The 24,731-nt window shown below is 60.5% G+C and carries 25 protein-coding genes; 9 read left to right on the forward strand and 16 right to left on the reverse strand.

Going from position 1 to position 24,731, the window contains the following annotated elements; translation table 11 throughout:
- Nucleotides 1–2 precede the first annotated feature (2 nt).
- From J7E41_RS21875 to J7E41_RS21890, 4 genes are all read right to left on the reverse strand, one after another.
- A complete protein-coding gene (locus J7E41_RS21875) occupies nucleotides 3–1,505 on the reverse strand; it encodes a CoA-acylating methylmalonate-semialdehyde dehydrogenase (protein WP_214996138.1) in 1,503 nt (500 codons plus the stop codon).
- Nucleotides 1,506–1,529: 24 nt separating this feature from the next.
- A complete protein-coding gene (iolB, locus tag J7E41_RS21880) occupies nucleotides 1,530–2,324 on the reverse strand; it encodes a 5-deoxy-glucuronate isomerase (RefSeq protein WP_214996140.1) in 795 nt (264 codons plus the stop codon).
- Nucleotides 2,321–3,214 (reverse strand): myo-inosose-2 dehydratase, encoded by an 894-nt coding sequence (gene iolE / locus J7E41_RS21885; RefSeq protein WP_214996142.1) that lies wholly within the window; start codon nucleotides 3,212–3,214, stop codon nucleotides 2,321–2,323. The genes iolB and iolE overlap by 4 nt, the downstream gene beginning before the upstream one ends.
- 123 nt (nucleotides 3,215–3,337) lie before the next feature.
- Nucleotides 3,338–5,275: a bifunctional 5-dehydro-2-deoxygluconokinase/5-dehydro-2-deoxyphosphogluconate aldolase gene (locus J7E41_RS21890; RefSeq protein WP_214996145.1), complete on the reverse strand. Its 1,938-nt coding sequence runs from the start codon at nucleotides 5,273–5,275 to the stop codon at nucleotides 3,338–3,340.
- A 303-nt stretch (nucleotides 5,276–5,578) separates the two neighbouring features.
- Here J7E41_RS21890 and J7E41_RS21895 point away from each other — a divergent pair, with 303 nt between their 5' ends.
- The 3 genes from J7E41_RS21895 (at nucleotide 5,579) to J7E41_RS21905 (ending at nucleotide 8,709) form a co-directional block, all read left to right on the forward strand.
- Nucleotides 5,579–6,475 carry a MurR/RpiR family transcriptional regulator gene (locus J7E41_RS21895; protein ID WP_214996147.1) on the forward strand — a complete coding sequence of 299 codons (897 nt, stop codon included), beginning with the start codon at nucleotides 5,579–5,581 and terminating at the stop codon, nucleotides 6,473–6,475.
- Between the two features lie 178 nt (nucleotides 6,476–6,653).
- Nucleotides 6,654–7,337 (forward strand): response regulator transcription factor, encoded by a 684-nt coding sequence (locus tag J7E41_RS21900; protein WP_010564812.1) that lies wholly within the window; start codon nucleotides 6,654–6,656, stop codon nucleotides 7,335–7,337.
- Complete coding sequence (locus J7E41_RS21905; RefSeq protein WP_214996148.1) at nucleotides 7,315–8,709, forward strand: sensor histidine kinase; 1,395 nt, start codon at nucleotides 7,315–7,317, stop codon at nucleotides 8,707–8,709. Before J7E41_RS21900 ends, J7E41_RS21905 begins: the two co-directional genes overlap by 23 nt.
- 133 nt (nucleotides 8,710–8,842) lie before the next feature.
- Here the strand turns inward: J7E41_RS21905 and J7E41_RS21910 are convergent, their stop codons facing one another.
- From J7E41_RS21910 to J7E41_RS21920, 3 genes are read right to left on the reverse strand one after another with little or no spacing between them, the layout of a single operon-like run.
- Nucleotides 8,843–9,259, reverse strand: coding sequence for an SRPBCC family protein (locus J7E41_RS21910; protein WP_214996150.1), 417 nt, complete (start codon nucleotides 9,257–9,259; stop codon nucleotides 8,843–8,845).
- Nucleotides 9,260–9,279: 20 nt separating this feature from the next.
- A complete protein-coding gene (locus tag J7E41_RS21915) occupies nucleotides 9,280–10,077 on the reverse strand; it encodes an SDR family NAD(P)-dependent oxidoreductase (RefSeq protein ID WP_214996152.1) in 798 nt (265 codons plus the stop codon).
- A gap of 16 nt (nucleotides 10,078–10,093) precedes the next feature.
- Nucleotides 10,094–11,098 carry an aldo/keto reductase gene (locus J7E41_RS21920; protein WP_214996154.1) on the reverse strand — a complete coding sequence of 335 codons (1,005 nt, stop codon included), beginning with the start codon at nucleotides 11,096–11,098 and terminating at the stop codon, nucleotides 10,094–10,096.
- Nucleotides 11,099–11,226: 128 nt separating this feature from the next.
- Between J7E41_RS21920 and J7E41_RS21925 the strand changes: the two genes are divergently transcribed.
- Nucleotides 11,227–12,120 carry a LysR substrate-binding domain-containing protein gene (locus J7E41_RS21925; RefSeq protein WP_214996156.1) on the forward strand — a complete coding sequence of 298 codons (894 nt, stop codon included), beginning with the start codon at nucleotides 11,227–11,229 and terminating at the stop codon, nucleotides 12,118–12,120.
- 256 nt (nucleotides 12,121–12,376) lie between these two features.
- Here the strand turns inward: J7E41_RS21925 and nadE are convergent, their stop codons facing one another.
- Genes nadE through J7E41_RS21940 form a run of 3 tightly spaced genes read right to left on the reverse strand, consistent with a single transcriptional unit; the run spans nucleotide 12,377 to nucleotide 15,081 of the window.
- Nucleotides 12,377–13,192 (reverse strand): ammonia-dependent NAD(+) synthetase, encoded by an 816-nt coding sequence (nadE, locus tag J7E41_RS21930; protein WP_214996164.1) that lies wholly within the window; start codon nucleotides 13,190–13,192, stop codon nucleotides 12,377–12,379.
- Between the two features lies 1 nt (nucleotide 13,193).
- Nucleotides 13,194–14,423 carry a nicotinate phosphoribosyltransferase gene (gene pncB / locus J7E41_RS21935; RefSeq protein WP_214996166.1) on the reverse strand — a complete coding sequence of 410 codons (1,230 nt, stop codon included), beginning with the start codon at nucleotides 14,421–14,423 and terminating at the stop codon, nucleotides 13,194–13,196.
- A gap of 10 nt (nucleotides 14,424–14,433) precedes the next feature.
- Nucleotides 14,434–15,081, reverse strand: a complete 648-nt coding sequence (locus tag J7E41_RS21940) for a nicotinamidase (RefSeq protein ID WP_214996168.1) — start codon at nucleotides 15,079–15,081, stop codon at nucleotides 14,434–14,436.
- A 147-nt stretch (nucleotides 15,082–15,228) separates the two neighbouring features.
- Here J7E41_RS21940 and J7E41_RS21945 point away from each other — a divergent pair, with 147 nt between their 5' ends.
- Entirely contained in the window at nucleotides 15,229–15,921 is a 693-nt protein-coding gene (locus tag J7E41_RS21945; RefSeq protein WP_214996170.1) for an NUDIX hydrolase, read from the forward strand.
- Nucleotides 15,922–15,933: 12 nt separating this feature from the next.
- Here the strand turns inward: J7E41_RS21945 and J7E41_RS21950 are convergent, their stop codons facing one another.
- Both J7E41_RS21950 and J7E41_RS21955 read right to left on the reverse strand, forming a co-directional pair.
- The gene (locus tag J7E41_RS21950; RefSeq protein ID WP_214996172.1) at nucleotides 15,934–16,707 is read right to left on the reverse strand and encodes an L-iditol 2-dehydrogenase; all 774 of its coding nucleotides are present in this window, start codon (nucleotides 16,705–16,707) and stop codon (nucleotides 15,934–15,936) included.
- Nucleotides 16,708–16,733: 26 nt separating this feature from the next.
- Nucleotides 16,734–18,044, reverse strand: coding sequence for an ABC transporter substrate-binding protein (locus J7E41_RS21955; protein WP_214996175.1), 1,311 nt, complete (start codon nucleotides 18,042–18,044; stop codon nucleotides 16,734–16,736).
- Between J7E41_RS21955 and J7E41_RS28365 the strand changes: the two genes are divergently transcribed.
- Both J7E41_RS28365 and J7E41_RS21960 read left to right on the forward strand, forming a co-directional pair.
- Complete coding sequence (locus J7E41_RS28365; RefSeq protein WP_285229517.1) at nucleotides 18,043–18,168, forward strand: hypothetical protein; 126 nt, start codon at nucleotides 18,043–18,045, stop codon at nucleotides 18,166–18,168. The genes J7E41_RS21955 and J7E41_RS28365 overlap by 2 nt on opposite strands.
- A 112-nt stretch (nucleotides 18,169–18,280) precedes the next feature.
- Nucleotides 18,281–19,228, forward strand: coding sequence for an AraC family transcriptional regulator (locus J7E41_RS21960; protein WP_214996177.1), 948 nt, complete (start codon nucleotides 18,281–18,283; stop codon nucleotides 19,226–19,228).
- On the opposite strand, the gene J7E41_RS21965 is transcribed toward J7E41_RS21960, so the two are convergent.
- Nucleotides 19,198–20,007 (reverse strand): aminoglycoside phosphotransferase family protein, encoded by an 810-nt coding sequence (locus tag J7E41_RS21965; RefSeq protein WP_214996179.1) that lies wholly within the window; start codon nucleotides 20,005–20,007, stop codon nucleotides 19,198–19,200. The genes J7E41_RS21960 and J7E41_RS21965 overlap by 31 nt on opposite strands.
- A gap of 224 nt (nucleotides 20,008–20,231) precedes the next feature.
- Here J7E41_RS21965 and J7E41_RS21970 point away from each other — a divergent pair, with 224 nt between their 5' ends.
- Together J7E41_RS21970 and J7E41_RS21975 are read left to right on the forward strand one after the other, a co-directional pair.
- Entirely contained in the window at nucleotides 20,232–21,188 is a 957-nt protein-coding gene (locus tag J7E41_RS21970) for a nucleoside-specific channel-forming protein Tsx (RefSeq protein WP_214996182.1), read from the forward strand.
- Nucleotides 21,189–21,218: 30 nt separating this feature from the next.
- A complete protein-coding gene (locus J7E41_RS21975) occupies nucleotides 21,219–22,256 on the forward strand; it encodes a purine-nucleoside phosphorylase (protein ID WP_169354058.1) in 1,038 nt (345 codons plus the stop codon).
- 150 nt (nucleotides 22,257–22,406) lie between these two features.
- Here J7E41_RS21975 and J7E41_RS21980 read toward each other — a convergent pair whose 3' ends face one another.
- From J7E41_RS21980 to J7E41_RS21990, 3 genes are all read right to left on the reverse strand, one after another.
- A complete protein-coding gene (locus J7E41_RS21980) occupies nucleotides 22,407–23,363 on the reverse strand; it encodes a quinone oxidoreductase family protein (protein ID WP_214996184.1) in 957 nt (318 codons plus the stop codon).
- 30 nt (nucleotides 23,364–23,393) lie between these two features.
- The gene (locus tag J7E41_RS21985) at nucleotides 23,394–23,567 is read right to left on the reverse strand and encodes a DUF1427 family protein (protein ID WP_214996186.1); all 174 of its coding nucleotides are present in this window, start codon (nucleotides 23,565–23,567) and stop codon (nucleotides 23,394–23,396) included.
- Between the two features lie 316 nt (nucleotides 23,568–23,883).
- Entirely contained in the window at nucleotides 23,884–24,645 is a 762-nt protein-coding gene (locus J7E41_RS21990; RefSeq protein ID WP_214996211.1) for an AraC family transcriptional regulator, read from the reverse strand.
- Nucleotides 24,646–24,731: the final 86 nt, after the last annotated feature.

Consider the following 24,731-nt stretch of genomic DNA (forward strand, 5'->3'; position numbering starts at 1 on the left):
AATTACTTGGCGGTTGGCATGCTGAATTCAGGGCCCTTGGCGATGCTGTCGGGCCAGCGCTGCATGACACTTTTGTAGCGGCTGTAGAAACGAATCCCTTCTTCGCCATAGGCGTGGTGGTCACCAAACAACGAACGCTTCCAGCCACCAAACGAATGCCAGGCCATCGGCACCGGAATCGGCACGTTGATGCCGACCATGCCGACCTTGATGGTGCGGGCAAAGGCGCGGGCGATGCCGCCATCACGGGTGAAGCAGGACACGCCGTTACCGAACTCATGGGCGTTGATCAAGGCCACCGCGCTGGCGAAATCCGCCACCCGCACAATGCCCAGCACCGGGCCGAAAATTTCTTGCTGGTAGATGCTCATCTCGGTCGTGACGTTATCGAACAAGGTCGCGCCAACAAAGAACCCACCTTCGGCACCTGGCACCTTGAAGCCACGCCCGTCGACAATCAGCTTCGCGCCCTGAGCCACGCCCTGGCCGATAAACCCTTCGACCTTGGCCTTGTGTTCAGCGGTGACCAACGGCCCCATTTCGCTGTCCTTCTGCAGGCCGTTGCCGACCTTCAATTGGTCGATACGCGGCAGCAACTTGTCGATCAGCTTGTCACCAACATCGCCCACCACCACGGCAATCGAGATCGCCATGCAGCGCTCGCCGGCCGAGCCGTACGCCGCGCCGATCAAGGCGTCCGCCGCCTGGTCCAGATCAGCGTCAGGCATTACGATCATATGGTTCTTGGCCCCACCCAACGCCTGCACGCGCTTGCCGCGCTGTGTGGCCTGCTGGTGGATGTACTCGGCAATTGGCGTGGAGCCGACAAACGAAATCGCTTCGATGTCCGGGTGTTGCAGCAGGCCGTCCACGGCGCTCTTGTCGCCCTGGACCACGTTGAACACGCCATCCGGTAACCCGGCCTGGGTCAACAGCCGGGCCATCAGCAAACTGGCGGACGGATCACGCTCGGACGGTTTGAGGATGAAGCAGTTACCGGTGGCCAGGGCCAGCGGGATCATCCACAACGGTACCATCACCGGAAAGTTGAACGGGGTGATCCCGGCGCACACGCCCAGGGGCTGGCGCAGGTTCCAGTTGTCGATGCCCCCACCAATGTTGTCGCTGAAATCGGTTTTCAACAGGTTGGGGGCACCGCAGGCGTATTCGACGATCTCGATACCGCGGGTGACTTCGCCCTTGGCGTCGGAGAACACCTTGCCGTGTTCGCGGCTGATGATTTCGGCCAACTCGTCATGGTGCTGGTCCAGCAGTTCCTTGAACTTGAACAGCACCCGCGAGCGACGCAGGGACGACTGCTCGGACCACGCAGGGAAGGCCTTCAAGGCCGACGCCACGGCTTCATCGACGGTCTTCTGACTGGCCAGGCCGACACGCGCCTGCACCTCGCCGGTGGCTGGATTGAATACATTGCTGAAGCGTTCGCTACCGCTGTCTTGCACCTGACCGTTGATGTAATGGCCGATTACCGGGGCGTTGCTCATGGTGCGTGTTCTCCGTCGAAGTCGTTAAAGGTCCAGCAGCCAGCTGTGCTGTGGGTCGTTATGGAAGTGCCAGGCGCGTTTGGGGCCGGCCATCACGTTCAGGTAGTACGACTCGTAGCCGTAGGGCACGCTGACCGGGTGATAACCCTTGGGCACCACCACCAGGTCGCTGTTTTCCACGGCCATGGCCTGGTCGATGCTGCGGTCATCGGTGTAGACCCGCTGGAACACGAAGCCCTGAGGCGGGTTGACCTGGTGGTAATAGGTTTCTTCGAGAAAGCTCTGGTGCGGCAGGTCATCGGTGTCGTGCTTGTGGGGCGGGTAGCTCGACGAGTGACCGGACGGCGTGCGCACTTCCACCACCAGCAGCGAATGGGCGGGCTCGCTGTCAGGCAGGATGTCGCACACGTAGCGGGTATTGGCACCCTTGCCACGCACGCTGCGCTTGCATTGTTCGGGGCGAATCAGCCGTGGGGCTAGGCCTGCAGCGGTGGAGCCGGGGGCGGCACAGACGGCGATCTGTACGTCGCTCAAGGCCACCACCTGAGCGTGGGTGCCCGGTGGCAGGTAGGCGGCAAACGGCGATTTGTCTTCGAAGACCGACTGGCGATCACCGAGGTTTTCCCAGTTGAAGCCCTCGCCTTTGATCGTGACGCGACCGCTGAGCAGCACCAGGCACAGCTCTTTATCGCCCGCGCTGACCGGCAGGGTTTCCCCCAGGCTCAGGCGGTAGGCGGCAAAACCCACGTACTCCAGGCGCCCTGCTTCCAGCGCCACCATGGTCTGCCCGCGTTTGCTGCTTTTGACCAATAGGCTCATTGTCCCGTCCTCTCATTCAGCAGTGCCCGCAGCGTGTCGTAACCCTTTTTCGCGTAGATATAGCTGGGAGCCACGGCGGGGTCCTGCTCGGCTTCCACCACCAGCCAGCCGTGGTAATTGGCGGCCAGCAGCACATCGAGCAACGCGGCGAAGTCGATATCGCCGTCGCCGGGTACGGTAAACGTGCCGTTGATGATGCAGTCCGGGAAGCTCCACAGGTTGTTGCGGGCCAATTGCACCACCGGTTTGCGCACGTCTTTGAAATGGACGTGGCAGATGCGGTCGATGTGCTTGCGCAGCACCTCGATGGGTTCACCGCCGCCCATGTAGCAGTGGCCTGAATCAAATAGCAGGCCGACTTCTGCGCCGGTGAGGCTCATGAGCTTGTCGATGTCTTCCGGGGATTCGACGTAGGCGCCCATATGATGGTGGTAGGCCAGGCGCACGCCTTGGGACAGGGTGAAACGTGCCAGTTCAGTGAGCTTGTCGGCGTAGTCCTGCCAGGCTTGTTCGCTGTGGAAACGCGGGCGTTCGACCAAGCGAATGGGGGATCCCTGGATCGAGTCGGCGACTTCGCCGTAGACCAGCACCGTGGCGCCGTTTTCCCGCAGCAGTTCGACGTGGCTACCGATGGCCTCAATTTCCTCCGCCACCGAACGTCGGGCCAGGCGGCTGGAGTACCAGCCGGAGACCAGCGCCAGGTCATAAGGGCACAACACATCGCCGACGCCCTTGGCATCCTTGGGGAATTTGCCGTTGAGCTCAAAGCCTTCGTAACCGATCGCCTTACCTTCGCTCAGGGCGGTGCTCAGGGGCGTTTCACCGCCCAGGGCCGGCAGGTCGTCGTTGCTCCATGAAATCGGGTTGATGCCAATACGGATAGCGGGCATGGCTGCACCTTTTATTGTTTTCAAATTTATCTGTGACAATGCGGTTCTTGTGGCAAGTGAGCTTCTGTGGCGAGGGGGCTTGTCCCCTCGCCACAACACGCCCGCGCCCACATTCCACAGCGTTTAGCTGCGTGAACTGCGCCAGGCGTTGATCAACTGCTCAAAGGTGCCCTGGACTTGCTGGATCAGGGTTTCGTCATCAATCTCCCCCGCCATCCACGCTCGGCTTGGCTCCTGGAAGATCGTGCGACCCACGGCAAACCCTCGACAGGTCTGGCTCTGGGCGGCCTGCTGGAATCCATCCGCCAGATATTCGGCAGACGCATTCAAGCCCAACAACACCACGCCACGGCAGTACGGATCGCGCTCTTGGATCAATTCATCGAGCTTTTTCCAGTCCTCTGCCGACTGCGCCTCGATCTTCCACCACGCCGGGTAAATGCCCAGGTTGTACAGGCGCTTGAGGCTGCGGTAGAGCACATCGGGATAGGTGGACGGGTGATCCTTGGGCGGGATGACTTCCAGCAGCAATTCATGCCCGCTGATTTGCGATGCCTGATACAGGCCCTTGAGTTGCGCTTCCTGTTCCAGGCGCAGCAGCGGCTCGTCGTCGGGGTGAAATTGCACCAGGCACTTGATGATCTGCTCCTGGGGCCAGGCAATCAGGTTGCTGCCGATGGAGCGGCCATGTTCAAAAGCCAGCGGGCGCGAGCCCTGGACTTCCACCGGGCGAGCGATCCACCAGCCGCGACCGCTGGCGGCGTTGAGGGCGTCCTGGCCGAAGCGCTGGTCGGCCAAAAGGCCGACATCGGCCTCGACGCCCTGCTCCCGCAGTTTGCGCTCGACCCGCTCCACGGCCTGGATAAATAACTGCTTTATGGCGCTGATACGCGCCGGGTCCTGGCCACCTTTCTGCGCCAGTTCCACCAGTTGCCCGCGATGGTCGAAGGCAAAGACGAACAGTTGCTTCCAGCTTTTACGCGGCACGCTGACCTGATGCAGGCGTTGCAGCACGGGGTCCTGGTCCGGCCGGGTGATGGGCACCGGGCTGTTGAACAGGTAATCCAGTTCGGCACGGGTCGGCATCGCCGGTGCACAAGCGTGGCGCGAAACCACCAGACCACCGCAGGCATTGGCCAGTTGGCAGCAACGCTCGTCACTGGCATCTTCCAGCCAGCCACTGAGGAAGCCCGACATGAAGGCATCACCGGCCCCCAACACGTTGAGCACTTCCACTCGTACGCCGGGATAAATCGCGCCGTCTTCGAGACGCGCCGGGATGTCGCCGTGAATCACCGTGCAGCCTTGTGGGCCGAGCTTGACCACCAGGGTCGCGGCCGTCAGGCCTCGCACCGTGCGCAAGGCGGTGAGCAAATCTTCGCTGCCGCCGGCGATGAGGAATTCTTCTTCGGTGCCGACGATCAGGTCGAACCGTGGGAGGATTTTCTGCACATGCTGGCTGACATTCTGGTCGGCGACAAAACGGGTTTCACCGTCGGCCTTGCCGGCCAGGCCCCATAGGACCGGACGGTAGTCGATGTCCAGCACACGCTTGACGTGGTGTTTTTCGGCGTAGTCCAGCGCCTGGATGCTCGCCTTGTACACACCGTCGGTAGAGAAATGAGTGCCGGTGATCAGCAGGGCTTTGCTGGAGGCAATAAAGGCTTCATTGATATCCGCGGCCTGCAAGGCCATGTCGGCGCAGTTTTCGCGGTAGAACACCAGCGGGAAGGTTTCGCGGTCCTTGAGGCCCAGCAACACCATGGCGGTCAACCGCTCCGGGTCGACCTTGATGCCGCTGACATCACAGCCTTCGCGGGTCAGGGATTCCACCAGGAAACGACCCATGTGGTCGTCCCCCACCCGGGTCAGCATGGCCGACTTGAGCCCCAGCCGCGCGGTGCCGAAAGCGATGTTTGCGGAGGAACCGCCCAGGTATTTGGCGAAGCTTGAAACGTCCTCCAACCGTGCACCTACCTGCTGTGCATAGAGGTCGACGCCCAGGCGCCCGAGGCAAATCAGATCCAATTGACGCCCACTGGCAAAACGAGTCTGGCCCATGCTGGCTCCTGTTATTTTTATCAGCCTGCGTCTGCCGTCGTGGAGGCGGCAACCGCTCTTGGTAGATGCAGACTAAAACGTCCGACGGCGCCAATCAATATTTATTCTATAAATATTTTTAGTGGAATAATTTTTCCATTAACCTTGAGCAGGATTGTTCCAGCCACGGTGCATCGTTTCAGCCAACGCCCGGCCCATGAAGCCAAGGTATTTTTTTACGCCTACCCTGTAGACTTGCGCACATCGACCTATTGTCAGGGGCAGATCGAACTGTCCTATAAGAACAAGCCAGAAGGATTTCCTATGTCCCAGAGCGCCCCGGAAGACGCACTCGCCAGCCTCCCGATCAATGCCGAGCGTCTGTTGCAACTGATCACCGACGAATACGAAAGCCTGCCGCGCCAGCTCAAACGCATCGCCAGCTACATGAGCCAGCAGAGCGACCGGATCATGGTCGACCGCATCAGCGACATCGCCCGGGAATGCGAAGTGCATCCTTCGGCCATCGTGCGTTTTTCCCAGCGCTTCGGCTTCAGTGGTTTCAGTGAGATGCAGGCGCTGTTTCGCGAGGCGTACACCCACAAGACCACACCGGTGCAGAACTACCAGCAGCGCATCCGCAGCATGATCGCCAACAAGTCGCAGAAAGCCAGCGGCGGCGACCTGGCACGCGAATGCGTCAACGCTACCCTGTCGGGCATCGAACGCCTGGGGCTGGAGTTGGATGACGCGGCCTTCGACAAGGCCGTGGATCTGGTGGTGAATGCCGACAACATCTACGTGGTGGGCGTGCGTCGCTCCTTCGCCGTGGCCGATTATCTGGTCTATAACCTGCAGCACACCAACAAGCGCATCCACCTGGTGTCCGGGTTGGGCGGCAGTTACCGCGAGCAGATGCGCAGCGTGCGGGCCAATGACCTGGTGATTGCGATCAGCTTTACGCCGTATGGCAAGGAAACCCAACATTGCCTGCGCATTGCCCAGCTTCATCAGGCCAAGACCCTGATCATCACCGACAGTAACCTTTCGCCGCTGGCAAAGCGGGCGAATGCGGTGTTGTTGGTGAATGAAGGGTCGTCGTTTGCCTTCAGGTCGTTGAGTGCGACCCTTTGCTTGTGTCAGGCGTTGTTTATTGCGGTGGCGTATCGGTTGGAGTTGAAGGTGGATGAGATTCATGAGCAGGTGGGGTTTGATGATTGACCGCTGTGCTCCTGTTCTCCTGGGTGTTGGGGGCCTATCCGTTGCTGCGGTAACGGCCTCCTGAGGTCCCGCCCTTGCGGCATGCAAATGCCTACATGAATATTTTTTTAGGAAGCTGGCTACCGTTTCTTGGCAAAATGCATCTACTTCAGTGTGAATTGCTCACCAGGTACTCCTTATGACCCGCATTTTGACCATCGAAGACGACGCCGTAACGGCCCGCGAGATCGTCGCTGAACTGAGTAGTCATGGACTGGACGTCGATTGGGTGGACAACGGCCGCGAAGGCCTGGTCCGCGCGGTCAGTGGCGATTACGATCTGATCACCCTCGATCGCATGCTCCCCGAACTGGATGGCCTGGCCATCGTCACCACCCTGCGCACCATCGGTGTCTCGACGCCGATCCTGATGATCAGTGCTCTCTCCGACGTCGACGAACGGGTACGCGGCCTGCGGGCCGGTGGCGATGATTACCTGACCAAACCTTTCGCCTCCGATGAAATGGCGGCGCGGGTCGAGGTGCTGCTGCGACGCAAAAGCACGGTCAAGGAATTCGAAACCGCGTTGCGGGTGGCCGATCTGGAGCTCAACCTGATCAGCCGCGAAGCCAGCCGCGCCGACCAACCCCTGAGCCTGTTGCCCACCGAATACAAACTGCTGGAATTTTTGATGCGCAACACCGGGCAGATCCTGTCGCGGATGATGATCTTCGAGGAAGTCTGGGGTTATCACTTCGACCCAGGCACCAACCTGATCGACGTCCACATCGGTCGTCTGCGCAAGAAAATCGATCCACCGGGCCTCACGCCGCTGATCCGCACGGTACGAGGCTCGGGTTATGTCATTGCTGAACCCCTCTAAGGGCTGGCGCTCTTCCAGCAGCCGCTTGCTGGCGTTGTACAGTTCATTGTTCGTAGCCTGGAGCTGCATCCTCATGGGGGTGCTGTATTACGAGGTATCGGGTTACCTGGGGGATCTGTCGCGCCACTCCCTGATGCAGCGTCAACACCTGTTCCAACGCTTCGAGGGCGAAGAGCTGGTGGAAGCGTTGAGCACCAGCATGACCTTCGACATGAAAGGCGTAGATGCCTACGGCCTGTTCGACGAGCAGTTCAACCCACTGAGCGGCCCCATCCGTGCCGTTCCTGCGGACCTGCCACTGGACGGACACATCCACGCCCTCGCCAATTGCATCGACTCCGATGACCCGAAACTGCCCCGCGACAGCTGCGACGCCGTGGCCACCCATACCAACGACGACCGCTGGCTGATCCTGGTGCGGGAAAACGGTTCGCTGTTCGGCGTGACCCGGATCATCCTGCATGCCCTGCTCTGGGGGATTTCCCTGACCATTATCCCCGGTGCCGCCGGTTGGCATCTGTTGCGTCGGCGACCGCTGCGCCGGATTCGCGGGATTCAGGCCAGCGCCGAGGCTATCGTCGCCGGCGACCTGACCCATCGCCTGCCGCTGTCCAATCGGCGTGACGAGCTGGACATGCTGGCGGCGATCGTCAACGCCATGCTCGATCGCATCGAGAAACTGATGAACGAGGTCAAGGGCGTGTGCGACAACATTGCCCACGACCTACGCACACCGCTGACCCGTCTGCGGGCGCAGTTGTACCGGATCAAGCAGCAGGCCGACGAAAACTCGCCCCATGCCCTGCAACTGGATGAAGTGATCAGTGAGACCGACACGCTGATGGCGCGTTTTCGCGGGTTGCTGCGGATTTCCGAGCTGGAAGACCACCAACGTCGCTCCGGCTTCCTGGTGCTCGATCCCCTGCCCTTGCTGCGCGAACTTCATGACTTCTACCTGCCCCTGGCGGAAGAAGGTGAGATGCAGCTGCTGCTGGAAACCCCGGAATCGCTACCGTGGATTACCGGTGACCGGGCCTTGCTGTTCGAAGCCCTGGCCAACCTGCTGAGCAACTCGATCAAATTCACGCCACCGGGAGGCTCGGTGATTCTGCGGGCCGTCAACGATGCCGGCTGCACGCGAATTGAAGTCCTGGATTCGGGGCCTGGTATTCCCGAGGCGGAACGCAACTCCGTATTCCAGCGTTTCTATCGAGTGGAAGAAGGCAATCAACACGGCGGGTTTGGATTGGGATTGTCGATTGTTGCGGCGATCATCAACTTGCACGGTTTCAAGCTGGAAGTGGGCACCAGCGAGCTGGGCGGTGCGCGGCTGGTGCTGGAGTGTCGGCAGCAGTTGATGCCGGAAGCTTGAATACACCGCCGATCAAAAATGTAGGAGCGGGCTTGCTCGCGAATGCGGGCCAGCCAATACATCTGTCGACTGACACACCGCTTTCGCGAGCAAGCCCGCTCCCACATTAGATTCGTGTTGATTTTTAGATTGATCAGGCCGGGAAATTGCCGCGCAACGCCTCAAGCCCACCGCTGTACACGCCAGTGAACAACTCCTCCACCGCCGCGTCCGTCACACCGGCCACCGGCGTGAACACTCCGGACCAGGTCACTTTCGCCGTGCTGTCGGTCAACGCCTCAACCTTCAGGGTCGCTAAATACTCGCTCACCGGAAACGGCGACTCACTGATGGAGTAGCTGTAGGTGCGCGCCGCGTCATCAAAGGTCTGCAGACGCTCAACCACCACGCCACCGTCAGCGGTTTGCAGGTGACGCACACGGCCGCCGTCGCTGGGCTCGCTCTTGGCGATAAAGGGCAGCCAGTCCGGCAGCGAATTAAAGCCACCGACCAATTGCCAGACCTGTTCGGCCGACGCCGGGATTTCAATAACAGCAGATGCTTTTGCCACAATAAGACTCCAAAAAATAGTTAGATCGCCATGCTGTCGACGACGCCGCCGTCAACCCGCAAAGCGGCGCCGGTAGTGGCCGAAGACAGCGGTGAAGCAATGTACGCCACCAGATTCGCCACTTCATCCACATTCGCCGCACGTTGAATGATCGAGGTCGGCCGGGCTTCCCGCACAAACACATCGGCCTCCTCCCGCGCACTGCGCCCGGATTTCGCCGTGGCGTCCTTGAGCATCTCTTCCAGGCCGTCGGTAAAGGTCGGCCCCGGCAGGATCGCATTCACCGTCACACCCGTACCCGCCAGGCGCTTGGCCAAACCGTGGGACACCGCCAGGTTGGCGCTTTTGGTGACGCCGTAGTTGATCATGTCCGCCGGCGTCGCCACACCCGATTCCGAGGACAGGAAAATCACCCGGCCCCAGCCCTGCTTGACCATGTCCGGCACATAATGCCGCGCCAGGCGCACGCCGGAGATCACGTTGACCTCATAGAAGCGCGTCCACTCGCTGTCCGGGGCTTCGAAGAAGTCCACGTCGTTGAAGATTCCCAAGTTGTTCACCAGGATGTCCGCTCGCGGTTCGGCGGCGAACAGCGTTGCTGCGCCTTCGGCGGTGCCCAGGTCAGCGACCACTCCGCGCAGTTGGGCGCCGGGAACGGCCAGGCGAATACTCGCCAGGGCCGCGTCCACTTTGCTCGATTCACGTCCGACCACCACCACCGTGGCACCGGCATCAGCCAGAGCCTGGCTGATGCCCAGGCCGATCCCGGCGGTGCTGCCACTGACGATTGCCAACTTGCCGCTTACATCGATTTTCATGTTTGAACTCCTGTGATTAGAGGGGCAATGGCGCACGGGCCGAAATCAATCGGGCGTCACGCAGGGCCTGCCAAAAGGCGGCTGGAATCTTTACTGACAACGCTGCGACGTCTTCGGCAATGCGTCCCGGACGACTGGCACCGGGAATCACTGCGGCCACGGCCGGATGGGCCAGGGAGAATTGCAGCGCAGCGGCTTTCACATCGACGCCGTGGGCCTGGGCGATGGCCTTGATCTGCTCGACTTTGTTGATGATCGCCGGGCTGGCTTTCTGGTATTCGAAGTGTTCGCCGCCGGCCAGGATCCCCGAACTGTACGGGCCACCGACCACGATCTCGACGTTCTGGGCCAGCGCCGCATCCATCAGGCGTTGCAGGGCGCGCTCGTGGTCCAGCAACGTGTAGCGGCCGGCCAGCAGGAAGCCGTCGGGCTGGGCTTCGGTCAGGTCCAGAGTCAGTTCGCAGGGCTCAACCCGGTTAACCCCAAGGCCCCAAGCCTTGATGACACCTTCTTCACGCAGCCGGGTCAGCACTTTGAACGCACCGGTGCGGGCCTGGTTGAAGTACTCCAGCCATTGATCACCGTAGAAGTCCTGAGCGATGTCGTGGATCCAGACGATGTCCAGGCGATCGGTTTGCAGGCGCTTTAGGCTGTCTTCGATGGAGCGCAAGGTAGCGTCGGCGCTGTAATCATTGAGCATTTTGTTGGGGCGACCGTGTTCGAATACGCCGCTTTTCTCACCCAGGTCCCGGGCGCTTTCTTCCACTTCGTCGAGAATCAGCCGACCGACCTTGGTGCTGAGCACGTAGTCATCGCGGTTGTACTTCGACAGGGCCTGGCCCAGACGCAATTCCGACAGGCCGGAGCCGTAGAACGGTGCAGTATCGAAGTACCGCACGCCCTGATTCCACGCAGCCTCGACGGTGGCCTGGGCTTCTTCTTCGGGAATGGCGCGGAACATGTTGCCCAACGGCGCGGTGCCAAAACCCAGCACGCCGGGCAGTTTGTCTTTCAAGCTCATGGTTGGATCCTCAAAGGGTTCAAGGTCGTGGTGTGACCGTTGAGCAGATCCTAGATTGCTTCGATCAGACCGCCCAAGACATACTGCGACCTACTTGAGTCCTTTTACGTCTAAAGCATGGGCCTTACATGATCGATTTCCGCCAACTGCGCTACTTCGTTGTAGTCGCCGAAGAAGAACACGTGGGGCGCGCCGCTGAACGGTTGCACATCTCCCAGTCGCCTTTGAGTCGGCAGATTGCCCAACTGGAAGAGCGTCTGGGCCTGACCCTGTTCGAGCGTAGCCAACAGCGCATTCGTCTGACGCGGGATGGCCAGACCTTTCTGGCAGAAACCAAGGCACTGCTGACCCACGCCAACCGACTGGAGTCCCTGGGTCGTCGTTTGGGTCGAGGTGAAGAAGGCGGCTTGTGCATCGGCTACATCGAAAACGCCATGCATGCCGGTGTGCTACCCAATGCCCTGAAAGTACTGCGTGAAACACGTCCCAATGTGCATATCGCGCTGTACAACCTGCCGTCCGGCGAGCAATTGGAAGGCTTGCGGCAACGCAGCCTGGATATCGCGCTGGTCGGTGAGCCGCCAGCGGCCGACGATCCGGACCTGTTGTCCTTCCAGGTGCTCGACGACCCGATGCTGCTGGCCTTGCCGGAGCAGCATCCACTGGCCAGCCAGGCCACGTTGCTGCCGGAACATCTGGCCGACCAGCAATGGATCGGCGTACAGCGCAAACCCGGTACCGCTGACGATTTCGTCGCTGCCTGCATCCGCGCCGGCTTCACGCCGCAGATGCCGATGGAGGCCAGTGAGCCGTTTACCGCGTTGGGCTTGGTGGCGTCGGGGCTTGGGGTGGCGATGGTGCAGAAGGGTTTGAGCCGGAACGCACCGCCGGGGGTAGTCTTGCGGGAACTGCCTTGGCTGACGTACACCACACCGTTGTGGGCGGCGTGGCATCGGATCAATTTGAGGCCGTTGGTGGAGACGTTCAGGCAGGTATTGACGGGGCCTGCGCACGATCTATAAGCCAATATCAATCCAATGTGGAAGCTGGCTTGCCTGCGATGGCGATTGTAGCCGCTGCCGAGGTACGAGGCTGCGATGGGTTTGGTGCGGCATTCCGACGTAGCGACCCCCTAAGCGGTCCTGCGGCCCGCATCGCAGCCTCGTGCCTCGGCAGCGGCTACAGAAAATCAGGCACCTGCGCAATTGTGTAGATACCTATGGTTATCGCAGGCAAGTCAGCTCCCACATTTGACTTCATTGTCAGGTCTGTATCATTTCAAGTCGGTGTGATGGGCAACGCTCGCTTGTGAGCCGTCTTCAGGTAGGCACTTTCAACAATCGCCCTCACCCGCTCACTCACCACCTCGCCCGTCAGGTACGCGTCAATCTCGTCATAACTGCACCCATACGCCAGCTCGTCCAGCTTGCCTGGCGCCAGTTCCTCAAGATCAGCCGTCGGCGGTTTGGCCACCAACTGCACCGGCCCACCGAGCGCTGTCGCCAGCAACCGAACCTGAGTTTTCGTCAACCCCGACAACGGCGCCAGATCACACGCACCGTCACCAAACTTGGTGAAAAAACCCATCAGCGCTTCAGCAGCATGATCAGTGCCCACCACCAGCCCGTTGTGCAAATTGGCCACCGCATACTGCGCCATCATCCGCGCCCTGGCTTTGACGTTGCCCTTGATAAAATCACGGTGCTCGACGCTGGCATTCGCAGCAGCCAGGTTGCCCATCAATCCGTCGACACAAGCGGCGATATTCAAGGTTTCGATCAAGTCCGGCGCGATAAAGTCCAGAGACGCCTGCGCATCGTGCTCATCGGCCTGGGTCTTGTAAGGCAAGCGCATGGCGATAAACCGGGCCTGGTAGTCTTCACTGCGCAACTGCTCCACCGCCAGTTGGCACAGGCGCCCGGCCGTCAGTGAATCAACGCCGCCGCTGATCCCCAGCACCAGGGCCTTGCAGCCTGACTGGCGCAAGGTGCTCTTGATGAAGTCGATGCGCCGTTGCAGCGCTTGAGCCTCCTCCCCCTTGACCAGCATCCGGTTGATATTCAGTTCCCGGGCAATACGCGCCTGAGTTTCCATGTCACACCCCCCGTTTCGGATTGACGTTGCCGACGTTGAACACCTGCGCCGCGTACTGCAAAAACGAGGCGTCTTCGCAAACATTCTTGATCGGGTCATCGGAGAATTTCACCACCGGTTCGCCGTGCACCCGCACCAGCTTCATGACGATGCTCAACGGCTCCACACCGTCGACATCACACGCCAGGCTGGTGCCCATGCCGAACCCGAACTTGGCCTTGCCACGGACGTGCCGCAGGATCGGCAGGCATTTCTCGAAGTTCAGGCCGTCGGAGAACATCAGGTCCTTGGTCATCGGATCAATGCCCAGCTCCTGGTAGCGGGCCAGGACCTTGTCGGCCCAGACGATAGGGTCACCGGAATCCTGACGCAGACCGTCATACAGCTTGGCGAAGTACAGGTCGAAATCCTTGAGGAAAAAGTCGGTGCTGATGCAATCGGTCAAGGCGATCCCCAGGCGCCCACGGTACTCGCGCACCCAGTTTTCCAGCGCCGCGTTTTGGCTCTCGCGCAACCGCCCCAGTTGCTGGTGCACCATCAGCCATTGGTGAGCCATGGTACCGATCAGCGGCAGATCGAATTCATAGGCCAGGTGGGCATTGCTGGTGCCGATAAACTTGCCGGGGAAGTCACGAGCCATGATGTTGACCACTTCGCGCTGGGCCTTGAACGACAGCCGGCGCCGGGTGGAGAAGTCCGAGACCCGCAGGTCGGCCAACTCCTCCTGACTGAGGTTTTTCTCCAGCCAGTCAAACTTCTGATAGAGCTTGCGAGTCACGTCTTCCAGGGTCACGTCCGGGTACTTGTCGCGGTTGCGCAACTCACTGACCAGGGCCAATACCGGCTGTTCGAACATGATGCAGTGCAGCATCGGGCCGATCACGCGGATGCTCAGTTGGCCGTCGACTTCGCTGACGTGGATATAGCGCAGGTTGAAACGAAACAGTCCGAGGAACTGTTCAAAGTCCGGAGTCAGGTATTCGCGAAAGCGCTTGTTGAACAGAAAGCGCAATTCACCTTCGCGCATGTGCAGGCCGGCGAGTTTCTCAAGCTCCAGGCGCAGTTCGGGGATCAGGTGCCCGAGTTTCTCCTTGGAGCGCACGATGAACTGGTATTCCACATCCACATTAGGGTGCTGGTGCAACACAGCCTGCATCATGGTGAAGGTGTAGTAGTCGGTGTCCAGCAGGCCCTGAATCACACCGCTTTCATAGTCGAACGCACTTTCCATGGGCTTCTCCTTAACGCGTGGCCAATGCGGCCAGTTCTTCCCGGCTGCGGCTGATGGCGGCGCCGGCTTGCAGCAGATCGTTGACAGCCTGCACCCCGCCCTCTTCGCTGATGCCGCGGCAGGCGGGCAAGTGGAGGATCACTTCTAAGCCGGCCTTGAGCAGTTGCAGCGCAGTGGTCTTGACGCAGTAGTCCAGCGCCAGGCCGCCGACCAGTACACGGGTGATGCCCTGGGCGTTCAGGTACTCGATGACGCCGGTGGACAGCTTGTCGTGCAGGTCGTGGTAGCAAGCACCGTAGGGATGCAGGTCGGGCTCGACGCCTTTCCAGATGAAGTAGTCGTAGTCATAGGGCGCGGGCAATTCGTCCAGCAGGGTGAAGCCTTCGGTGCCCGGGACGCAGTGGCTGACCCAGGTGAGGTCGGCGTGCGCCAGGCCGGTAGGTTGCAGCATCTCGCTGTGTTGCTTGACCACCCAGGGCGCTTGCGGGGTGTGGGCATCCTTGCTGCCGACCCGGCGGCTGGCAAGGCTGGCCATGTAGTTGAGCTCGGCGCCGATCTGGTCACCGCCCGCCACCGGTAGCTCATCGGGGCACAGCGGCGTGAAGCTCTTTTGTGGGTCGACGTCGAATGAGGCGATGGTGTTTTTCGAGATGGTCATTTTCGATTTCTCCTCTGGCATGGAAATAAAAGTACACGTCATGTACTTTCATTGCAAGAAACATTTAGTTATCTATGCTGAGTCAAGTACATGACATAGCCGCCTGATCCGTTAGACTGTGCCCTACCCCGTTTACAAGGACCTCACATGCCCCTTAGTGCCTACCTTCACACCGTCGACCTGTGCGTACTGTTTTATTGCCGTGTCTCGGGGGAATTGAAGCTGCTGCTGAATCAGCGTGAAGCCGATCCCTTCGTCGGACATTGGGCGCTGCCGGGTGTAGTCGTGAACGGCGGCGTGCAAGATCTGAGCCTCAAGGATGCAGTGGAGCGCTTGCGCGCCAGCGACAAGGTCGGCCTGCCCCTGGCCCGGAGTGAGCAAGTGGGCACCGTCGGCGATGCCTTCCGCGACCCACGCTGCTGGTCGTCATCCACCTACTACCTGGCGATCGTTGATCAAGAAGGGCCGTTGGGCGCACATCAGGCCTGGTTCTCCCTCAAGGCCGTGGCTGATGGCAGCATCAAGCTGCCCTTCGATCACAACGTCATCGTCGCCGCAGTGCTGGAGCGGCTGTTTTCCAAGTCGCTGTACAGCAACTTGCCGCTGCTGTTTTTGGGGAGTGAATTCAGTGCGCCGGAAGCCACCACGATTTTCTCGTTGGTGCTGGCAAGGCCAGTGCTCAAGACCAGCATTCGCCAGCGCTTGCTGAAGCTGACTGAGGCGGGGTATTTGCGGGAAACAGGGCGCAAGAAGCATGGCGATGGCGGCAGGCCCCAGGCGACGGTGGAGAACCTGAAGCCTGGGGAGATTTATTTCTTTGATCGCAGCTTTTCTGAATAAGTGGGCACCGGCTCAGTTCATCCAGTTCCCACCATCCACGTTATACGTCTGCGCCACCACGTAATCGGCATCCTTGGAGGCGAGGAAAATCGCCATGCCGGTGAGGTCTTCCGCCGTGCCCATCCGCCCAAACGGCACCTCGGCCCCTACGCGTTTTTTCTTCTCGCCCAACGGTAGACCTTCGTGCCTGGCGAACAACGCATCCACCCCGTCCCAATGCTCGCCATCCACTACGCCTGGGGCGATGGCATTCACATTGATCCCCTGCTTGATCAGGTTCAACCCGGCGGATTGGGTCAGGCTGATCACCGCCGCCTTGCTCGCGCAGTACACCGCCACCAATGCCTCACCCCGGCGCCCGGCCTGGCTGGCCATGTTGATGATCTTGCCGCCGTGGCCCTGCAGGATCATCTGCCGAGCGGCGGACTGCAGGGTGAACAGCGTGCCGGCGACATTGATGGAGAACAGGCGGTCGAAGCTGTCACGGGTGATGTCGACAATAGGTGCCAGGTCGAACAGCGCGGCGTTGTTGATCAAAATGTCGAGCTTGCCGGTCTGGGCCACGACCGCAGCAATGGCGGCGTCGATAGAGGCCTGATGGGTTACATCCATCTCTACCGCGTAAGCCTTCGGGCCCAGTTCCGTCGCCGTGGCCTGGGCACGCTCCAGATTGATATCGGCGATGGCCACGGTCGCACCCTCGGCAATATAGGCCTGGGCAAAGGTCCGGCCGATGCCACGAGCGGAACCAGTGATCAGTGCGCTTTTACCTTCCAGTCGTTTCATTGAGTGTTCATCCGTCTTGAAAGTGATTACTTCGGATAACCAGCGCGTTTCATCTCGCGCTCGGTGGTGGACTGCGCCTGGGCCAGTGCCTGGTCGACGGTCATCCCGCCGGTGAGCGCCGCCGAAAACAGCTTGCCCACGGAGGTACCGATGGCCTGGAACTCGGGGATGGTCACGTACTGGATGCCCACGTACGGCACCGGCTGCGCCGAGGGATGCGCCGGGTCGGCGTGCTGCATCATCTGCAAGGTGACGTTGGCAAACGGTGCGGCCTTCAAGTACGCCGCGTTGTAAGTGGACTGGCGGGTGCCCGGCGGTACGTTGGTGATGCCTTCCTTGTCCGCCACCAACTGGATGTAATCCTTGGACGTGGCCCAGGTGATAAAGGCCTTCGCCGCGTCTTTATGCTTGGAGGTAGCCGGTATCGCCAAGGACCATGCGTACAGCCAGGACGAGCCCTTGTCAGTCACCTCGGTGGGCGCCGCTACAAAGCCTACGCTATCGGCCACCTTGCTTTGGGTGGTGTCGGTGGTGAAGGAGCCCGCGACGCTGGCATCGACCCAGATCGCACACTTACCACTGTTGAACAGCGCCAGGGTTTCGTTGAAACCGTTGCTCGATACACCGGGCGGGCCGTACTTCTTGAGGGTGTCGACGTAGAAGTTCGCCGCTGCCGTCCACTCGGGACTGGTGAGCTGAGGCGTCCATTGCTCGTCGAACCAGCGTGCGCCAAAGGCATTGGCCATGGTGCTCAACAATGCGGTGTTCTCGCCCCACCCGGCCTTGCCCCGCAGGCACATGCCGTACTGGTCTTTTGCGGGAGCGTGCAGTTTGGCGGCGAACTCGCCGAGCTGGGTCCAGGTGGGATGTTCCGGCATGTTCAGGCCGGCTTGCTGGAACAGGTCAGTGCGGTAATACGTCACGGTGCTTTCGCCGTAGAACGGCAAGGCGTAGAGGGTGTTATTGACCGACAAGCCCTGGCGCACCGACGGGAAGATATCGTCAACGTCGTACTCGGAAGGCAGTTGGGTCAGCGGTTCCAGCCAGTGCTTGGCGGCCCATAACGGGGTTTCATAGGTGCCGATGGTCAGCACATCGAACTGACCACCCTGGGTGGCGATGTCAGTGGTCAGGCGTTGGCGCAGGACGTTCTCTTCCAGCACCACCCAGTTGAGTTTCACCTCGGGGTGCTGTTGTTCGAACACCTTGGAGAGCCGCTGCATGCGGATCATGTCGCTGTTATTGACCGTGGCGATGGTGACGGTGTCTGCCGCCTGGCTGGCCATGGCCACTGACAGGCCCGTGCTCAGCAAAAGTGCCTTCTGGATCGTGTTCATGCTGCTCTCCAACCCCGTGCCGTGGGCGACGGGAGCTATTGTTTTTATTTTTGACGGCTCGATTACAGCAGCTTGGAAAGGCCCGGACAAACGCGTGGCGGATGCTGTTCCGGTACTTTTTTAACCGAACGAACAGAATCAAAAAAGTATCAGTGACGGGTAAAACCTGGAGTAGCCACCGCTTGCCCAAAGGGCGTATTTTGGTGCAATTCCAAGACCCCATAAGGGCCATGTCCATGCCTGACAGCCGCGCCGCCCTGTTCGAGCAACGTCCCGCCGAGCTGGAAGTCATTCTTCCTGAACCCGAACATGGCTTTCGCTGGTACGAACACGACTATCCCTACGACCTCGCCCGCTGGAATCACCACCCTGAATTCGAGATCCACCTGATCCGCCAAGGTAGCGGCAAGTTGGTGGCGGGTGACTATATTGGTGCGTTTGGCGCCGGCCATGTGGCGCTGATCGGTCCCGACCTGCCCCATGACTGGATTGGCGATCTGGCACCCGACGAATACCTGACGGGGCGCGATGTGGTGCTGCAATTCGATGGCGCGGCGTTGCTGGCGTTACGTGGCACGCTGCCGGAGTTGGCGGATCTGCAAGGGCTGTTTGAACGAGCCCGGCGTGGCCTGGAATTTACCGGTGAGACGGCTATTCACGCGGCACAACTGCTTGAGGCCATCGGGCCGGCGCAAGGGCTCAGCCGTCTGATTCTGTTTATGCAGTTGCTGCAAAACCTGGCCCAGGCGCCGTCACAGGAGTCTCATGCACTGGCCAGCGCTTGCTACACGCCGACCCTGGACGCCCGCAGTTCCGAGCGCATCCATAAAGCCTTCGACTACCTGATGACAGAGCTGACCGGCGACGTGCGCCTGTCGGTGATCGCCCAGCGCTTGAAGATGAGCGAGCCTGGCTTCTCACGCTTCTTCAAGCGGGTCACCGGCCACGGTTTTATTGATCTGATACGCAAGTTCAGGGTGCAGCGCGCCTGCCGGCTGTTATTGCAGACCGAAATGTCGGTGGCCGATATCTGCTTTGAGGTGGGCTACGCCAACCTCTCCAACTTCAATCGGCACTTTCGTATCGAAATGCACCAGACGCCCAGCGAATATCGACGGGAAACCGCGCTGTACCTGTTTCATCGCAATGGCGATCAGGCGTTGCCGTTTACCAAGGCGCATTGAGCCAGGCGCGCTACGTCCAGGTCGACATCTGCCCGCTCCCGTTCGCCATCTTCCAGAAACCAGGCGACTGACAACCCGGCATGGGCCAATACCCATTGCAGCAAGCGCTGGCGTGTCAGTCCCGCGGCCTGGGCGATGACCTCGACCTGCCGGTTGAAGCGCGCCGGGTCGGCACAGGTCGGCAAATCCGGGTTGCAGATCAAATTGGCGTAGTCATAGCCCCGCTCGCCCGTCACTCGCTTCGGGTCGATGGCCAGCCAGCCCCGTGGGCCGAAGTCGAGGATGTTGTCGTGGTGCACATCGCCGTGCAGCACCACGATGTCTTGCTGTGAAGCCAATAGCGTGCGCGCCGTCGTTGCACAGTCGAGCAACAGCCCACCTTCGTGCTCGGCAGCAGTCCATAGCGACTCAAACCACCGCTCCAGGGAAAACAACCCTGGCGGCGGTGACGGCCTCGGCGCGTGCAACCGGGCGACAGTGGCACAGGCGATGCGGCTGGCTTCGTCGTCCTGGCCATTGAGTGCCATCTGCATCAACGAACCAGGACCGGTGGCGCGTTCCATCACCAGTGCATTGCCATCATGGGCAAAGACTCGCGCCGCGCCCTCACCCGCCCACCAGCTCATCAGCAGGCCGCCGAGTTTTTCTTCAGGTGTATGGGCGATTTTCAGCATCGCAGGCAGACCTTGCCAGCGCACTGGCAGCAGGTGACTGCCAGGAGTGATGATGGCATCGCCGTCCGTCGTCAGATTCCAGCGTTGTAAATAGTGCTCAAACATCCGAGGGCTCTCTGTTCATTGCCCGACAGGGTGCCATAAGCGAGCACTCATGTTTCTGACCAAAAGGTCGGCTAATTCGACATTTTTCTATCCGCTTCAAGCAATTGACTAAAGTTGGTACAGCCTGTGCAAACGTTTGCGAATCGAACTTGGCCGCCAACTGACGACATGTTCACTCACACCCGGTGAATCGGGCCCCAACCGCGTACGAACAGGGATTTTCAATGCAATCAACCTCCAGACGCTCCGCGTCGGCCACCACTTTGGGTGTTTCCTTGCTACTGGCGGCCGTTACGGGAGTACTCAGCGCGCCCACTTTTGGGCAACAAGCGCCCGCTGATGACTCAGCGCAGGGCGAAACCCTGGCCCCGGAAGCCAGCCCATCGAAAAAAGGCGTGTACCTGTCGGACTGGTTCAACCAGGACCTGACGGTCATTGGCAGCAAAGACATCAGCTTCGGCCCAAAACCCACTGACGATATTTATCTGGAGTACGAATACTTCGGCCGCAAAGGGCCCTTCGAGCTCTATGGCTACATCGACATACCGAAGATCTTCGGCATCGGTAACGCCAATGACAAAGGCGCCTGGGACCACGGTTCACCGGTGTTCATGGAGCACGAGCCACGTATCTCCATCGACTACCTGGCGGGTCGCAGCCTGGCCATCGGGCCGTTCAAGGAATGGTACGTCGCCTTCGACTGGATCTACGACCACGGCAGCAACAAGGCCAACCGCGCCAACACCCTCTACAGCGGCCTGGGCACCGACATCGAAACTCACTCGCGGGTCAACCTGTCGGCCAACTTCTACGGGCGTTACCAGTGGGAAAACTACGGCGCCAGCAACGAATATTCCTGGGACGGCTACCGCGCCCAAATGAAGTACATCGTGCCCATCAGCAGTTTCGATAACGGCGCATCGCTCACCTATATCGGTTTTACCAACTACGATTTCGGTTCGGATTTGCACAAGGACAACCCGGCGCGTACCGCCAACTCCCTGGTTGCAACCAACGTGCTGTTGTATTCCTTCACTCACCTGCGCTTCATCCTGGTGGGTCGTTACTTTCACAACGGCGGCAACTGGGAAGACGGCAGTGAGCTGAATTTCGGCGACGGTAATTTCCGTGCCCGGTCCAATGGCTGGGGTTACTACGCCGGTGTGGGCTATCAATTCTGAGTGTGCGTTTATTTGATAAAGGAGAAATGGATGACTACGTTTGCCCGCCTTTCAATCGCCATCGGCCTGGCCGTGGGTTCGCTGTTGCCCCAGGCAGTGCTGGCTAATACCCCGGCACCGATCAAACCCAAAGTGGTGCTGATCACCATGTTCGCCCCCGAGGCGCAAAACTGGATTGACCGCCTGGAACTCAAGCAGGAAGTCCGCGTGCCGGGCTTGTCCGCTGAATACCCTGTGATCCGTTGCAACACCCAGGACGTGTGCCTGCTGGTGACCGGCATGGGCCAGACCAACGCCGCCGCTTCCACCCTGGCCCTGGCGCTGTCGCCCAAGTTCGACCTGCGCCAGAGCTACTTCCTGATTGCCGGGATCGCCGGGATCAGCCCGAAACACGGCACCATCGGCACTGCGGCGTGGGCCCATTACCTGGTGGAGTTCGGCACACAATGGGAACTGGACTCCCGGGACGCACCCAAGGATTGGCCGACCGGTTATATCGGCATCAACACCAAGGGCCCGAATGAAAAACCGCCTCTGGACTACAAGACCGAAGTCTTCGAGCTGAACCCGAAACTGCAGGCCAAGGCCTTTGCCCTGTCGCACAAGGTCGAACTCAGTGAGAGCAAGGAGTCGACGGCGTGGCGCAAGCATTACCCGAATGCGCCGGCCAACCAGCCACCACAGGTCACCCAGTGCGACACCGTGGCGGGCAACACGTGGTTCTCCGGGACGCGCCTGAGCGAGCGCGCTGAAGTCTGGACCAAGCTGTTGACGGACAATAAAGGCGAATACTGCACCACCCAGCAGGAAGACAACTCCACCTATGAAGCGCTGCTGCGGGCCAGCCGTGAAGGTCTGGTGGATATGCAGCGCCTGGCCGTGGTGCGTGCCGGGTCTGATTTCGACCGGCCGTACCCGGGTTACAGTGAAGTGGACAACCTGCTGAAATATGCGGACCAGGGCGGTTTTGTGCCGGCGCTGGAGAACCTGTACCGCACGGGTAACCCATTGGTACAGGCGATTCTGAAGAACTGGTCGGCGTGGGAGAAAGGGGTTCCTGAGGCCTAAGAAAGCGGTTGTAGCCGCTGCCGAGGTGCGAGGCTGCGATGCGGGCCGCAGGACCGCCTTTAGGGGTCGCTACGCACCCCATCGCAGCCTCGCAGCGGCTACAAACCCTATTCGCGAGCTCGTCGCACCGCCACTCCCACACTGGCCGTATCAGGGCACAAAGATAATCTTGTGCGCACTGCCCCGATTCACTTCCTCGTAGCACTTCACCCCTTGCGCCAGCGGCACCTCCCGCAAGCCCGTCGGCAATGGCAACAACCCCTCATCAAAATACCGCCCGAACTGCTCCAGCATCAGCGCACAAGCCTCGCTGTTGTAGAGCAACGAATTGATCCCCACCACCGAGCCACCCTTGCGGTACAACGCCAGGGCGGGCAGTTGCACATGGCCATCCACCGGAGCGGCGATGATCGCGATGCGACCAAAGGGTGCCAGGACCGAAACTGCCGCCGGCAGCCAGAAACCGGTGGTATCGAAGATCACATCAGCGCCCCCAAATACCGCGTTCACCTGCGCCGCCAAATCTTCAGGCTTGCCCAAGGCAATCGTGTCAAAACCCTGAGCCGTCAACGCCTCGACCTGCTCTGGCCGACGCACCGCCGCCAACACCTGCGCCCCACGAATTTTCGCCAGGGCCAGTGCCGCGCTGCCCACTGCACCATTGGCACCTATCACCAGTAATCGCGTGCCCTTGCCTACCCCGCTACGCTCCAGGGCATCCCAGGCCGTGGTGTATGGCACGCCGAGGCTGGCCGCCTGGGCAAAGCTCAGATGGCTGGGTTTGTGGGCCACGCCCTTGGCTGACACCGTGAGGTACTGGCTGTGTGAGCCGTCGGCGAAGAAACCCAGGTCACGACCGGTGCCCCAGACTTCCTGTCCCAACAGTTCTTTTGGCCCTTGCACCACAACCCCGGCAAAGTCACGACCGGGAATACGCGGCAGCGTGGTGTAGGGAAAACGCCCTAGCACGTTCTTGACATCGCTGGGGTTCAACCCGGCCGCGTTGACCTGCACCAGAACCTCACCGGCAGCCGGTACCGGCGTGGGCACCTCGACATAGTCCAGGGCGGCGAGATCGCCGGTGGCGGAGAATTGCAGTGCTTTCATGTGGCAAACATCCCTTGATGGTCAGAAGATTCAGGACAACCAGCCGCTGACCAATTGCCGGCCCATGGGCCAGAGTTTTTCCCCCATGAGCATGCCCATCAGCCCTACCAGGGCGATGGCAGGGGGCGCAGGCGAGCGAAAGTCCAAGGCACCGTAAAGCACGCCGACAAACAGGCCGATGGCCAGGGAAATCAGGTAACTCATAGGGCACTCCGCAGCGGTGGTCGATGCGGCCAGTGTAAGGAGCATGGGCTGGCGCAATCGGCCAAGCGCTTCAGGTTTTCGGCCAACCCTCCAAAAACACCGTCTTGAACCTCATCGACCAAGCACACCACCCGTAGATACCGTCTTGAAGCACACCACCCCGTAGCAGCTGTCGAGCGCCAGCGAGGCTGCGTAAGGAGCGACTCGATGCCAGTGACTGTCGATAGCCGTGGTATGGCCTACGCAGCCTCGCTGGCGCTCGACAGCTGCTACGGGGTGGCGTGGCTCAAGGCTCTGCCTACGGGAAGCCGAGGTGTCAGGTGCGGTATTGCGACGGCGCCACGCCCAATTCACGACGAAACATGTCGCTGAAACTGCTGGGTGAATAGCCCAGGGAACGGGCGATACCGCTGACCGACTGGCCCTGGATCAACTCGGCCACGGCGGTGGCCAGTTGCACCTGTCGGCGCCACTCAGCAAAGCCCATGCCCAGGCTGCTCTGAAACAGACGCGCCAGGGTGCGCACACTGGCCCCGGCCATTTCGGCGTGCTGCTCGAAGGGAATGTCCAGGGATGGCGCCGCCATTACCGCCTGACAAACATTCAGCAAACGCCGGTCGGCACCTTCAGGCAAGGCGATGCGGATGGCCGAACGTCGGGCACGCTGCAGCTCCAACAAGGCCAGGCCCACGACGGCGTCGTAATAGACATCAAAGCGGTCGCCCTGCTCCACCAGCGTCACGATCAACTCGCGCAACAGGCCGCCAACCTCAATCACCTGCACCTGACTGTCCAACGTTGCCGCCAGGGTCGGACGCAAGTAGATATTGCGCATCTGCAAGTCCGAGACAACACGAATGGCGTGCTCTACACCCGGCGGCAGCCACACCGCCCGCTGCGGCGGCACCATCAACGCTTCGCGCGGTGTCTCCACCCACATCACCCCGCTCATGGCATAGAGCAACTGGCCCCAGTCGTGCTCGTGGGGCTCCACGTACAGCCCACGCGGGTACGTACGCGCCAGAGGCTGAACGGGGACGCCGTGATCGCTGAGGTCGGGAGGTGCGGCAAGGGCCATGGACGGCACATCATTCAAGGCTGGAACCGCCATGTTAATGATCAACGGCCGACAATCCGAGTGAATTTTTACAGCGCCACGGGATC

The organism is Pseudomonas fluorescens (genome assembly GCF_018614655.1).
Lineage (GTDB): Bacteria > Pseudomonadota > Gammaproteobacteria > Pseudomonadales > Pseudomonadaceae > Aquipseudomonas > Aquipseudomonas fluorescens_BX.